The 11,848-nt window shown below is 56.2% G+C and carries 8 protein-coding genes and 4 tRNA genes; 5 read left to right on the top strand and 7 right to left on the bottom strand.

What is annotated here, in order from left to right; genetic code table 11:
• Nucleotides 1-88 precede the first annotated feature (88 nt).
• Complete coding sequence (gene cyaA / locus DOU50_RS19030) at nucleotides 89-2,632, bottom strand: class I adenylate cyclase (RefSeq protein ID WP_023309629.1); 2,544 nt, start codon at nucleotides 2,630-2,632, stop codon at nucleotides 89-91.
• A gap of 349 nt (nucleotides 2,633-2,981) precedes the next feature.
• Here cyaA and hemC point away from each other — a divergent pair, with 349 nt between their 5' ends.
• From hemC to DOU50_RS19055, 5 genes are all read left to right on the top strand, one after another.
• Nucleotides 2,982-3,923 (top strand): hydroxymethylbilane synthase, encoded by a 942-nt coding sequence (gene hemC, locus DOU50_RS19035; protein ID WP_032646077.1) that lies wholly within the window; start codon nucleotides 2,982-2,984, stop codon nucleotides 3,921-3,923.
• Entirely contained in the window at nucleotides 3,920-4,660 is a 741-nt protein-coding gene (hemD, locus tag DOU50_RS19040) for a uroporphyrinogen-III synthase (RefSeq protein WP_048989627.1), read from the top strand. The genes hemC and hemD overlap by 4 nt, the downstream gene beginning before the upstream one ends.
• A 20-nt stretch (nucleotides 4,661-4,680) precedes the next feature.
• Nucleotides 4,681-5,877, top strand: a complete 1,197-nt coding sequence (hemX, locus tag DOU50_RS19045; RefSeq protein ID WP_148769913.1) for a uroporphyrinogen-III C-methyltransferase — start codon at nucleotides 4,681-4,683, stop codon at nucleotides 5,875-5,877.
• Nucleotides 5,878-5,879: 2 nt separating this feature from the next.
• Nucleotides 5,880-7,079, top strand: coding sequence for a protoheme IX biogenesis protein HemY (gene hemY, locus DOU50_RS19050; RefSeq protein ID WP_008501551.1), 1,200 nt, complete (start codon nucleotides 5,880-5,882; stop codon nucleotides 7,077-7,079).
• A 172-nt stretch (nucleotides 7,080-7,251) separates the two neighbouring features.
• Entirely contained in the window at nucleotides 7,252-8,463 is a 1,212-nt protein-coding gene (locus DOU50_RS19055) for an MFS transporter (RefSeq protein WP_090420912.1), read from the top strand.
• A gap of 507 nt (nucleotides 8,464-8,970) precedes the next feature.
• On the opposite strand, the gene DOU50_RS19060 is transcribed toward DOU50_RS19055, so the two are convergent.
• The 6 genes from DOU50_RS19060 to wecG all read right to left on the bottom strand — a co-directional run bounded on the left by DOU50_RS19060 (nucleotide 8,971) and on the right by wecG (nucleotide 11,843).
• Nucleotides 8,971-9,047: transfer RNA gene (locus tag DOU50_RS19060), tRNA-Pro, on the bottom strand.
• Between the two features lie 45 nt (nucleotides 9,048-9,092).
• Nucleotides 9,093-9,178, bottom strand: a tRNA-Leu gene (locus DOU50_RS19065).
• A gap of 22 nt (nucleotides 9,179-9,200) precedes the next feature.
• Nucleotides 9,201-9,276, bottom strand: a tRNA-His gene (locus DOU50_RS19070).
• A 64-nt stretch (nucleotides 9,277-9,340) separates the two neighbouring features.
• Nucleotides 9,341-9,417: transfer RNA gene (locus DOU50_RS19075), tRNA-Arg, on the bottom strand.
• Nucleotides 9,418-9,519: 102 nt separating this feature from the next.
• Nucleotides 9,520-10,905 (bottom strand): bifunctional threonine/serine APC transporter ThrP, encoded by a 1,386-nt coding sequence (gene thrP / locus DOU50_RS19080; protein WP_024907972.1) that lies wholly within the window; start codon nucleotides 10,903-10,905, stop codon nucleotides 9,520-9,522.
• Nucleotides 10,906-11,102: 197 nt separating this feature from the next.
• On the bottom strand, nucleotides 11,103-11,843 hold the full coding sequence (gene wecG, locus DOU50_RS19085; protein ID WP_032646082.1) for a lipopolysaccharide N-acetylmannosaminouronosyltransferase: 741 nt from the start codon (nucleotides 11,841-11,843) through the stop codon (nucleotides 11,103-11,105).
• Between the last annotated feature and the right edge of the window lie 5 nt (nucleotides 11,844-11,848).

The following is an 11,848-nucleotide window of genomic DNA, read 5'->3' on the forward strand; positions in this document are numbered from 1 at the left end:
TGTCGCCCGGTGGCGGCTACGCCTTACCGGGCCTACAACGGCTCGAACCGTAGGCCGGGTAAGCGTTAGCGCCACCCGGCGAAAAGAGTCAGGAAAAATACTGCTGCAACAGCGGCGCGGTGTCCTGATTGGCAGGCGCGGCAGGCGTGACGGCCTGGGTGCGGAACGGAATCACCTGCGTACGGCCGTCGACGTTCACAATCTGGTAGAACTGCGGCAGGTTAAAGTTGATAAAGCTTGAGCCGTAGGTAAAGCGGTCATGCGAAGAGGAGTAGAAGCGGCTGACGTCGCGCACCAGCTCCTCTTTACTGCCTTCACAATGGTGATACACCTCGGCGCGGTTGGTCTCATCCAGAATGTAGATGTTGAACCCGGCATCGTCGCCCGACTCTTCAAAGAAGAACTGAATAATCCCTTCGCTGGCAAAGCCGTCCACCACCTGCGGCAGCTTAACGTGGTTGGTTTCCACCTGCACCGACAGACCGTGCAGCTTGTTATGCGAAATCGCGCCGTAGAATTCGATGGCGTTTTCCAGCTTCTGTACCGACACGTTCAGGCGCTCGAAGAACAGGCCCCAGGTCTGACCGGAGACGCGCAGTGCTTTAAAGCGCCCGGTTTCCTGACGGGTACTGGAGAGACGCAGTTCGATACACTCAGAAACCAGCTGCTGCACGCGGGTACGAATCAACCCACGCAGGTGCTGGCTGTAGCAGAACACTTCCACGCTGTCCGGCGGCGCGGCATCCTGGTGCATCTTGCCGAGGATGGTTTTCAGCGCCTCGATCATCGCCTGCTCGCCGTTGAAGTGCAGGGTACGCACTTCGTTCCACGAGTTGCGATAGAGCAGGTCCACGCTGCCGACCAGGCAGTTTTGCTGCTCGCCAAAGCTAAAGACGTCCAGCTTGCGGAAGTCAAAATGGACCACCTGATTGCGGAAGGCCGCCGTCGGGTCGTATTCCAGGTTGACGATGATCGCCAGATGGCGAATCTCGCACGGGCTGTAGAGCGCTTTCGGCGTTGGGGCAGGCAGACGCAGCGGGAAGTGGTGCGACACATCCGCGACCATCTCCTGCAGTTTAGCGAGATCGACCACCTCGTTGCCTTTGATAAACAGGCGCGTACGCGAGGTCAGCAGGCCGTTAAACCAGGCCCAGGCCACCAGCTTGTTCAGATAGCGGTTATATTCCAGCGGCTGATGGCTGATGATTGAATCCATGCTTGGCGCACGGTTGTACAGATACCACCCGGTGCGGTTCGCGCGGCCCGGCGGCACGTAGATAAAGGTCAGGTTCGGTTCTGACAGGTCAGGCGAAATCTGCGGGTTAACCAGGGTGACTTTGCCCGGCAGCGCTTCAAACGCGGCGTACAGCTTACGGGTCAATACCCCGATGTCCTGCGGGCTGGCGGAAACGCTGAGGTTGTTACGGCGCGCAAAGCGGATCAGATTACGGTAGCTTTGCATCATCGCATCGAGCAGTTCGTTGTGCGCTTCGCGCACCTGATCGATTTTCCAGTTGGCCCGGTTGTCGAGCATGGACAGACGCGCTTCGTCCCATCCCCACTCTTTCACTAACTGACTGACCACTTCACGACGCCAGCCCACGCAGGCGCGCTCGCGGCTCAGTTTCTCACAGACTTTGAGATAGAAACATCGACGCACCAGGTCAAGACGCGTGGTGTCATCAATGGCTTTCAGGTATTCGGTCACGCGCTCCAGCATCATGCAGTAGGCGTCCAGCCCGAAGGAGACGATTTCCCCGTCGTGCAGACGCTGCTTGATATCTTTCGCCAGCAGGCGCGGCGTAGGGTATTCCCAGGAATAGGCTTCAAGCAGCAGCGTTTTCAGCACCGCTTTGTACGGTGAGTCGATACTCTTATAGAGCTGCCAGAGGCTTGCGCCGAAATACTCTTCTGCTGACAGGGAACTCAGGCCGCCGAGATCCAGCCATTCGTTTGGCGTCAGTACGCCCTGCGCGTAAAGCGACATGACGTAATCATCGTAATGCTCTTCTTCTTCGCACGGGACCATATTCCACAGAATACGCTTCCCGGCCAGGCGCACAGCAGTACGGTAAAATTCATCCAGCAATAAGATGTGCTGAGTCGAGCCGCAGTCTTCACCACCCAGACTGCCGCTTTCGTTATGGCGGAAACGGTTTTCATCAATCAGGAAGAAGCTCACTTCCACACCGAGCGATGCCGCCCAGCTCTCCAGCAGGCTGCATTTACGCTGCAGCAGCTGACGCTCGTCGTTATCGAGCCAGGACTGATGGCAGACCCAGATGTCCAGGTCCGAAGAACAGCTTTGCCCTACCGATGAGGTGCTCCCCATTGAGTAAACGCCGGTAATCGGCAGTTCACCTTTCGGGGACTCCTGTGGCGGCATGCCGCGGTAGAGTTCCAGCTCGTTCAAATAATGCTGTTGGGTTTCATCAGGCGTGAAAAGGCAAATGCCCTGGGGAACGTTACCATCAAGGTAGCCAGGCATCAGCGGGTGGTGATAGTGCAATAATGTCGGCAGCAGACTGTATACCTGCTGGAAAGCAGGGCCCATAGCAGCAAGCGCGCGATCCACACGCAGTTGATTTATGGCATCCAGTCTCTGTTTCAGAGTCTCAATATAGAGGTACAAGACGTATCGCCTGATGTTTCCGGGTGTCGCAGCTATTCAAAACACGAGTAACAGCGGACCCGCAGTATTTCAAAAAGATAACCGTTACCCTTTTTCGCCCTTATCATTTTTGGTGGTACCGACGAAAAAATGGTCTAAAACGTGATCAATTTAACACCTTGCCGGTTGACCGTAAAGAAAGATGCACTACATACAAGTGTAGCACCGTTCTGTACGTGTAAATTCCTGAATACGGCTATGGCTGGCGAATACGCCGCCTTGTCCCTCTCACGCTTCATCAACCGTAAAACTGCCATCCCAGAGTCAACAATGTTAGGATGGTTAGCGATTGATAATGACGGTAACAAGCATGTTAGACAATGTTTTGAGAATTGCCACACGCCAAAGCCCTCTCGCGCTCTGGCAGGCACATTATGTGAAGCAGCGCCTTGAGGCCTGCCACAGTGGATTGCGCGTCGAGCTGGTGCCGATGGTCACGCGCGGTGACGTGATCCTCGATACGCCCCTGGCGAAAGTGGGCGGCAAAGGCCTGTTTGTCAAAGAACTGGAACTGGCATTGCTTGAGAACCGCGCCGATATCGCCGTACATTCGATGAAAGACGTACCCGTCGAGTTTCCGGAAGGGCTGGGGCTGGTGACTATCTGCGAGCGCGAAGATCCGCGCGATGCGTTTGTCTCTAACCACTATGACTCCCTCGACGCGCTGCCAGAAGGTAGCGTGGTTGGCACGTCCAGTTTACGCCGTCAGTGTCAGCTGGCGGAACGTCGTCCTGACCTGATCATTCGCTCGCTGCGCGGTAACGTCGGCACGCGTCTGGGCAAGCTGGATAACGGCGATTACGATGCCATTATCCTCGCCGTTGCCGGCCTGAAGCGTCTGGGGCTGGAGTCGCGCATTCGCGTGGCGTTACCGCCAGAGCTGTCGCTGCCGGCCGTGGGCCAGGGTGCCGTCGGCATCGAGTGCCGTCTGGACGATGCGCGTACCCGCGAACTGCTCGCCCCGCTGAACCATGACGATACCGCTACCCGCGTAAAAGCCGAGCGTGCGATGAATACCCGCCTCGAAGGGGGATGCCAGGTTCCAATTGGCAGCTATGCTGAATTGACGAATGGCGAACTGTGGCTGCGCGCGCTGGTGGGCGCCCCGGACGGTTCGCAGATGGTACGCGGCGAACGTCGCGGTAAAGCGCAAGATGCCGAGCAGCTTGGCGTGTCGCTGGCAGAAGAGTTACTGGATAACGGCGCCCGCGAGATTCTGGCTGACGTTTACAATGGAGAACCCCCTGCATGAGTATTCTCGTCACCCGCCCTTCTCCCGCAGGAGAGCAGTTAGTGAGCCGTCTGCGCGCACTGGGGCAGGTGGCCTGGAGTTTTCCGCTCATTGAATTCTCCCCCGGTCGCGAGCTCTCTGCGCTCGCCGACCAGATGAATACCCTTCAGGACGGCGACCTGCTGTTTGCGCTGTCGCAACATGCCGTGGAATTTGCCCACGCGCAGCTGCAACAGCAGGGTTTGACCTGGCCAACCGCCCCCCGCTATTTCGCGATTGGCCGTACAACGGCCCTTGCGCTGCATACCGTAAGCAGCGCGGACGTTCGTTACCCGTTAGATCGGGAAATCAGTGAAGTCTTGCTACAATTACCTGAATTACAAACTGTTGCCGGAAAGCGTGCGCTCATTTTGCGCGGTAATGGTGGCCGCGAACTGTTGGGCGAAACGCTGCGTGAACGTGGTGCAGACGTGACGTTCATTGAGTGCTATCAGCGCTGTGCAAAACACTACGATGGCGCGGAAGAGGCGATGCGCTGGCACGCGCGCGGCATTAATACGCTGGTGGTCACCAGCGGTGAAATGTTACAACAGCTTTGGTCGCTGATACCGCTTTGGTATCGCGAAAACTGGTTACTCCGCTGTCGGCTTCTGGTCGTCAGTGAGCGTCTGGCGAACCAGGCCCGGGAACTGGGCTGGCAGGATATTCGGATCGCTGATAACGCCGACAACGATGCGCTGCTGCGCGCATTACAATAACTCTCAAATGGGAAGCCATAATGACGGAACACGACAAATCCTCCGCCGTGGTTGAAGAGACCAGGGAGACTGTGGAGACGACGCCACAGCCAGAGACGACAGAGAAAACCGCTGAGAAGAAAAACGGCAGCAACAAAACGAGCCTCACGCTGAGCGCGATTGCCATCGCCATCGCGCTGGCAGCAGGGGTTGGCCTGTACGGTCTGGTGAAACAACAGGGCGCTAACCAGACGTCCACCAGCGATGCGCTGGTGAATCAGCTCACTGCCCTGCAAAAAGAGCAGGAGACGCAGAAAACCGAGCTGGAAGCCGTGATTAAGCAGCAGGCCGCCGCGCTTGCCGAAGCGAACAGCAAACAGGAAGAGCTGACCAAACAGCTGGGTGAAGTTCAGCAGAAAGTCGCCACCATTTCCGGCACCGATGCCAAAACCTGGCTGCTCTCGCAGGCCGACTTCCTGGTGAAGCTCGCCGGACGTAAGCTCTGGAGCGATCAGGACGTCACCACTGCCGCGGCGCTGCTGAAAAGCGCCGATGCGAGCCTGGCAGACATGAACGATCCAAGCCTTATCACCGCCCGTCGCGCGATCACCGAAGACATCGCCAGCCTCTCCGCCGTCTCACAGGTGGATTACGACGGCATTATCCTTAAAGTGAATCAGCTTTCAAATCAGATTGATAACCTGCAGCTGGCGGATAACAACGACGACGACTCCCCGATGGATTCCGACGGTACCGAGCTGTCCAGCTCCCTGAGCGAATGGCGCATAAACCTGCAGAAAAGCTGGCAGAACTTTATGGACAGCTTCATCACTATCCGCCGTCGTGACGAAACGGCCGTACCGCTGCTCGCACCAAACCAGGACATCTATCTGCGCGAGAACATTCGTTCCCGTCTGCTGGTGGCGGCGCAGGCCGTACCGCGTCATCAGGAAGAGACCTACAAGCAGGCGCTGGATAACGTCTCAACGTGGGTCCGCGCCTACTACAACACCGATGATGCGACGACCACCGCCTTCCTCGAAGACATTGATAAGCTGAGCCAGCAGAACATCACCATGAACGTGCCGGATAAGCTGGCCAGCCAGCCGATTCTCGAGAAGCTGATGCAAACGCGCGTGCGTAATCTGCTGGCACAGCCGGGCGTACCGGCAGAGCAGACGAGCGGAGCAGCACCTGCTCCGGCTCCTGCGCCTGAAAGCGCACCGCAGGGAGAGTAATGATGCTAAAAGTCCTCTTACTCTTCATCCTGCTGATCGCCGGGATCGTCCTGGGGCCTATGCTTGCGGGTCATCAGGGTTACGTCCTGATCCAGACCGATAACTACAACATTGAAACCAGCGTAACGGGTCTGACGATCATTCTGATCCTCGGCGTGGTGGTGCTGTTTGCGATCGAGTGGATCCTGCGCCGTATTTTCCGTACCGGTGCCCATACCCGCGGCTGGTTTGTTGGCCGTAAGCGCCGCCGCGCCCGTAAACAGACCGAGCAGGCGCTGCTTAAGCTCGCAGAGGGTGATTATCAGCAGGTTGAAAAGCTGATGTCGAAAAACGCCGACCACGCCGAACAGCCGGTGGTGAACTATCTGCTGGCGGCCGAAGCAGCGCAGCAGCGCGGTGATGAAGCACGCGCCAATCAGCACCTGGAACGGGCGGCTGAGCTGGCTCACGGCGACCCGATTCCGGTGGAAATCACGCGCGTTCGTCTGCAGCTGGCACGTAATGAGAATCACGCGGCTCGCCACGGCATCGACCGCCTGCTGGAAGTCGCACCACGTCATCCGGAAGTGCTGCGCCTTGCCGAGCAGGCCTACATCCGTACCGGCGCCTGGGGCTCACTGCTGGACATCATTCCTTCCATGGCGAAGGCCGAGGTGGGCGACGATGAACATCGTGATGAGCTTCAGCGTCTGGCGTGGATAGGCCTGATGGATCAGGCGCGCGCTGACCTGGGCAGCGACGGTCTGAAAACGTGGTGGAAGAATCAGAGCCGGAAAACGCGTCAGCAGGTTCCTCTGCAGGTGGCGATGGCGGAACATCTTATTGAATGTGACGATCACGACACGGCTCAGGAGATCCTCCTCGACGGTCTGAAGCGCCAGTACGACGATCGTCTGGTGATGGTGATCCCGCGCCTGAAAACCAACAATCCTGAGCAAATCGAAAAAGTGCTGCGTCAGCAGATTAAAACTGTTGGCGATCGTCCACTGCTGTGGAGCACGCTCGGCCAGTCGTTGATGAAGCACGGCGAATGGCAGGAGGCAAGCCTCGCCTTCCGTGCAGCACTCAAGCAGCGTCCGGACGCGTTTGACTACGCATGGCTTGCCGATACGCTGGACAAGCAGCATAAGCCGGAAGAAGCGGCCGCCATGCGCCGTGATGGGTTGCTGTTGACGCTGCAAAATAACGGTACGCAGCAGTAATTAATCAGGAGGCCAGATGGCCTCCTTTTTTTATCGCCTTTCTCCTGCTACATTCTTTACACCCGCATCCGCAAACGAACCCGCCAATGTAACGATGTCTTTTCATTAACTTTTTTTCACACACGCGCACATTCTGCAGCGTGGATTAAATCGTTTTTGAAAGGAAATCGTCATGAACTCGCTTTTATATACGCTTATTGAAGCGCTGCGCGGCCACCGCTGGCTGCGCCTGCTTGCCTGTGCTTTTATCTTTTCTTCGTTGGGGAATGGCTTAACCCAGGTTGTGGTCTTCGGCTTGCTGTTAGCGTGGTCGGCCTCGCCTGCTCTGCTAACCCTTGCTTTTCTTTTCGCTACGGTACCGGGATTTATCGGCAGTACGATCGGCGAAAAGCTGTGCTCACGCTGTTCTCCAATATCCCTGCTGATACTGACCGAAGGGCTGGGCCTGCTCGCCCTGCTCTTTCCCCTGCTTGGTGTGGGTTATCACAGCGTTGCCGCATTACTCGCCGTACAATCCACCGAGGCGCTGCTCAGCGGGATGAGCTGGCCCGCGCTGACGTTGCTCTTCAAGCGCGGCCTCAGTGAAGCAGAGCTGCCTGCTGCGACCTGTCTGGAAAATGTGATTTTTGCCTCGCAGGTATTGTTAGGGACCGGCCTGGGCGTGGTGCTGTTCCAGAAGACTTCCGTGTTTACCCTGCTGGCCATTGATGCCGCCAGCTTTCTCGGGTCACTGCTCATGCTATGGCTGGCTGGACGCCGGTTTTCTGCGCCATCACTCACGCCCCCCGAGGAAGAGGAAGCCCCTGCGGCATTACGCTGGCGGACGTTGACCGTTCGGCAGAAACGCAGCCTGCTCATCCTGCCGTCGCTGGCGGCCGTCGGCTCACCGGCCATGGCGCTGCTTCCGGCGCTGGCACAGCAAATCCATCCTCAGGATGCGGCGGGGCTTGCTCTGCCGCTGCTTTTCGCAAGGAGCATGGGACAACTTTGCGGCCCCATGCTGATAAAAAAAGAGAGCCTGACGCGCTTTGCCGCTCACACGCCGCGCATCATCGTTTGTCTCGGTATCTTTCTGACCGGTTATGGTGTGCTGCCGTTTTTGTCCGGATGGACGGCATGTGCGCTGAGCATGATCTTTATCGCGCATCTGGCCTCGAATATTCTCTTCGCAGCGGGCACGTTTGGCGTACTCAGTAGTTTTCATCTCACGCAAACCGCTTCAGCCAGTGGGAAAGCCTGGCGCTGGCAAACGCTCAGCGCCTCTCTTTTCACCGGTATTGCAGCGATGGTGGCTGTTGGGCTTGGCTCAGTGCTGGCGCTCTATACGGTCTCGTCAGTTGCCCTGCTGTTGGTCGCCCTGATCATGCGCAGGTATCGGGAATAAGGCATAAAAAAACGCCTGCTATAAAAGCAGGCGTTAAAACAGGTCTGTAAGACAACATATTTGGTGCTTCACTCAACGTTATGTCCATGGTGTCTGATGAGGCCGAAGCGACATCTGTCAGTGGACGATAAGCACCGTAAATGGCTCTGCGTCATTCCTGAGTTTATGAGGCACTAAGGCGAACATAAGAGATGGAATGAGCATCTACACGCATATTATTGCACGTAACGTGCCAACATGACACCCAGAACTTTTACATGACGCAACATTTTAAGATAAAAGGAAATTATGCTGTTAAGTGCCGTCTTAAGCTCCACAACGTATCGGGAAAAGGCGGGAAGATGTCGCCAGGAGGAGACAGCAAAACCCATAAACAGTTATTTACCTAACTTTCAATGAGTTATATGTCGCTGGATTGCGACAATGAAAAAGGACGTTGTGGGGGAATGACGACAGGGATGAAGAATTGCAGAAAACAAAAAACCCCGCCGAAGCGGGGTTCAAAATTGGTCGGCGAGAGAGGATTCGAACCTCCGACCCACTGGTCCCAAACCAGTTGCGCTACCAAGCTGCGCTACTCGCCGATGTACTGCTTTTTGAATTTTTAGTTCAATTCATTTAAAAAGTCGTGGTGCGAGGGGGGGGACTCGAACCCCCACATCCAAAGGACACTAACACCTGAAGCTAGCGCGTCTACCAATTCCGCCACCTTCGCAATTCACAACTCTTTCAAATAATGGGGTGGCTAATGGGATTCGAACCCACGACAACTGGAATCACAATCCAGGGCTCTACCAACTGAGCTATAGCCACCACTGTATTCTTTCACGCGGTACTGACTACTTCTCAGACCACCGCAGCTCCAGCACCGGGTTAATGGTGCGCCCGACAGGATTCGAACCTGAGACCTCTGCCTCCGGAGGGCAGCGCTCTATCCAGCTGAGCTACGGGCGCTTAGCGCCGTTGCGGGGCTGGATATTACGTACCTCCGTCCCCGCTGTCTAGTGCTTTTTTGAAAAAAATGCGCGTTTGGTTATGGTTTGCACATTTTGCCGCTTATTCCTCCACTTTCTGCGTGGTGGCACGGCGACCCAGGCCAAAAAGCTTATATGCGGCCGTCACAGCCGCCAGGAAGATCACCCCGACAAACAGCGACATGCGGGTATCTTCATTAAAGTACATCCCGATTAATACGCAAATCAGGAACGCCATCGTCAAATAGTTCGCATACGGGAACAGAATTGAGCGGAACGGATGGCTTTCAATCGCCTTTTTGTGCGCATGACGGAAGCGCAGCTGGCTGATGAGGATAACAAACCACGGCACCATGCCCGGCAGTACGCTGGCGCTGTAGACGTAAACGAACACGCGCTGCGGGTTAGGTATGATGTAATTCAGGCAAGAGCCAATCAGCAGGATCGCAATGGAGACCGCCACCCCCGCCACCGGCACCCCGGCACGTGAGACTTTACTCATCGCCGCAGGCAACTGGTTGTTCTTCGAGAGCGCATAGAGCATACGTCCGCAGCTGTACATCCCACTGTTACAGCCTGACAACGCTGCCGTCAGGACCACAAAGTTGATGATACCCGCCGCCGCCGTGATACCAATTTTGGCGAAGGTTAAAACAAACGGGCTGCCGGTCGTGCCAATTTCGTTCCACGGGAAGATGGTTACGATAACGAAGATTGCACCCACATAGAAAATCAGGATGCGCCACAGCACTTTGCCTACCGCGCTACGCAGCGTGACCTGCGGGTTTTTCGCTTCACCGGCGGTAATGCCGATCAGCTCCACGCCCTGATACGAGGCCACAACGATACACAGCGCCGTCAGGAAGCCCTTCCAGCCGCCAGCGAAGAAGCCGCCGTTTTCGGTCAGGTTGCCAAAGCCGATAGCATGTCCACCGTTGCCAAAGCCGAAGAAAATCACGCCCAGGCCGACGACAATCATCACGATAATCGTGGTGACTTTGATCATTGCGAACCAGAACTCAATTTCACCGTAAAGGCGCACGGCGGCCAGGTTTGCCAGCGCCACCAGCCCCACGGCAATGAGCGCGGGTATCCACTGGACCATGTCCGGGAACCAGAACTGGACGTAGACCCCTATCGCGGTAATCTCTGAGATGCCAACCGCCATCCACATAAACCAGTATGACCAGGCCGTCAGGTAGCCAAAGAACGGGCTCATATAACGATGCGCGTAAACGGCGAACGAGCCGGTTACCGGTTCCAGGAAGAGCATTTCGCCCATGGAACGCATAATGAAGAAAACAAACAGCCCGGCGATAATATACGCCAGTAATACGGAAGGGCCTGCCCATTTGAGCGTACTTGCGGAGCCCATAAACAGGCCCACGCCGATAGTGCCGCCCAGCGCTATCAGTTCAATATGACGAGCTTCCAGCCCACGCTGTAGCTCCGGTTTTTTCTCTGCCATAGATCCTCGATTGTGTTTGCTGTTTCCCGGCTTAAGACCGGGTATTGTTTTTTAGGGGTACTAAAATACGGAGCGAATGGTTTCTTAAAATCGGCCAAATGGCAAACGATGCATTAAAAAAATGAATGCATTGCACAGATTGTCAGCAGTTTTGCAGGCGAGTTGCAGCGCGAATAGCATATCGCGCTACATTTTGATTACATTTTCCCGGTGTAATGCCAGGCGAGGTAGCGAAGCAGACGGATCTGTCGTTTAATGCGCGTCGGTTGCGATAGCAGACGGTACAGCCACTCCAGCCCCAGATTTTGCCAGACCCTGGGCGCACGCTTAACGTGGCCGGTAAAGACATCGTACGTACCGCCAACGCCCATGTAGAGGGCATCCGGACAGACCAGACGGCAGTCACGCATCAGGATCTCCTGGCGTGGGGACCCCATCGCCACGGTGACAATTTTCGCCCCGCTGTCACGAACCCGCTCAAACAGCGCCTGCCGATCTTCCGGTTTGAAGTAACCATCCTGGCTGCCGACGATATTAACATTCCATTGACGACGCAGTTTCTCCTCCGTCTGGGCCAGTATCTCCGGCTTACCGCCAATCAGGAACACGGGCGTGTTCTGCGCACCTGCGCGGGCCATAAGCTGCTCCCAGAGATCGGCCCCCGCCACGCGGGAAACATTAGCGTCAGGATACTTTTTACGGATAGAGCGGACCACGCTGATCCCGTCCGCATATTTAAATTCAGCCGCTTCAATCAGGCTTTTGACTTCCGCGTTATCCTCAACCGCCAGCATTTTTTCCGCGTTGATAGCCACCAGCGTACCGGATTTCATCTGGCCGTCGGCAAACAGAAAGTCCAGCGCGTGCTGCATGTCGCGCCAGCCAATAAGCTGCAGGCCACGTAGCGCATAGCGCGGTGCAGAAATTTTATCAGTCATTACTA

The sequence above is a fragment of the Enterobacter sp. C6 genome (assembly GCF_008122455.1).
GTDB lineage: Bacteria > Pseudomonadota > Gammaproteobacteria > Enterobacterales > Enterobacteriaceae > Enterobacter > Enterobacter pseudoroggenkampii.

Excerpts from the sequence above, each read along its gene's own strand:
- hemC (WP_032646077.1), top strand. The coding sequence starts at position 2,982 with ATGTTAGACAATGTTTTGAGAATTGCCACACGCCAAAGCCCTCTCGCG.
- hemD (WP_048989627.1), top strand. The coding sequence starts at position 3,920 with ATGAGTATTCTCGTCACCCGCCCTTCTCCCGCAGGAGAGCAGTTAGTG.
- hemX (WP_148769913.1), top strand. The coding sequence starts at position 4,681 with ATGACGGAACACGACAAATCCTCCGCCGTGGTTGAAGAGACCAGGGAG.
- hemY (WP_008501551.1), top strand. The coding sequence starts at position 5,880 with ATGCTAAAAGTCCTCTTACTCTTCATCCTGCTGATCGCCGGGATCGTC.
- DOU50_RS19055 (WP_090420912.1), top strand. The coding sequence starts at position 7,252 with ATGAACTCGCTTTTATATACGCTTATTGAAGCGCTGCGCGGCCACCGC.
- thrP (WP_024907972.1), bottom strand. The coding sequence starts at position 10,905 with ATGGCAGAGAAAAAACCGGAGCTACAGCGTGGGCTGGAAGCTCGTCAT.
- wecG (WP_032646082.1), bottom strand. The coding sequence starts at position 11,843 with ATGACTGATAAAATTTCTGCACCGCGCTATGCGCTACGTGGCCTGCAG.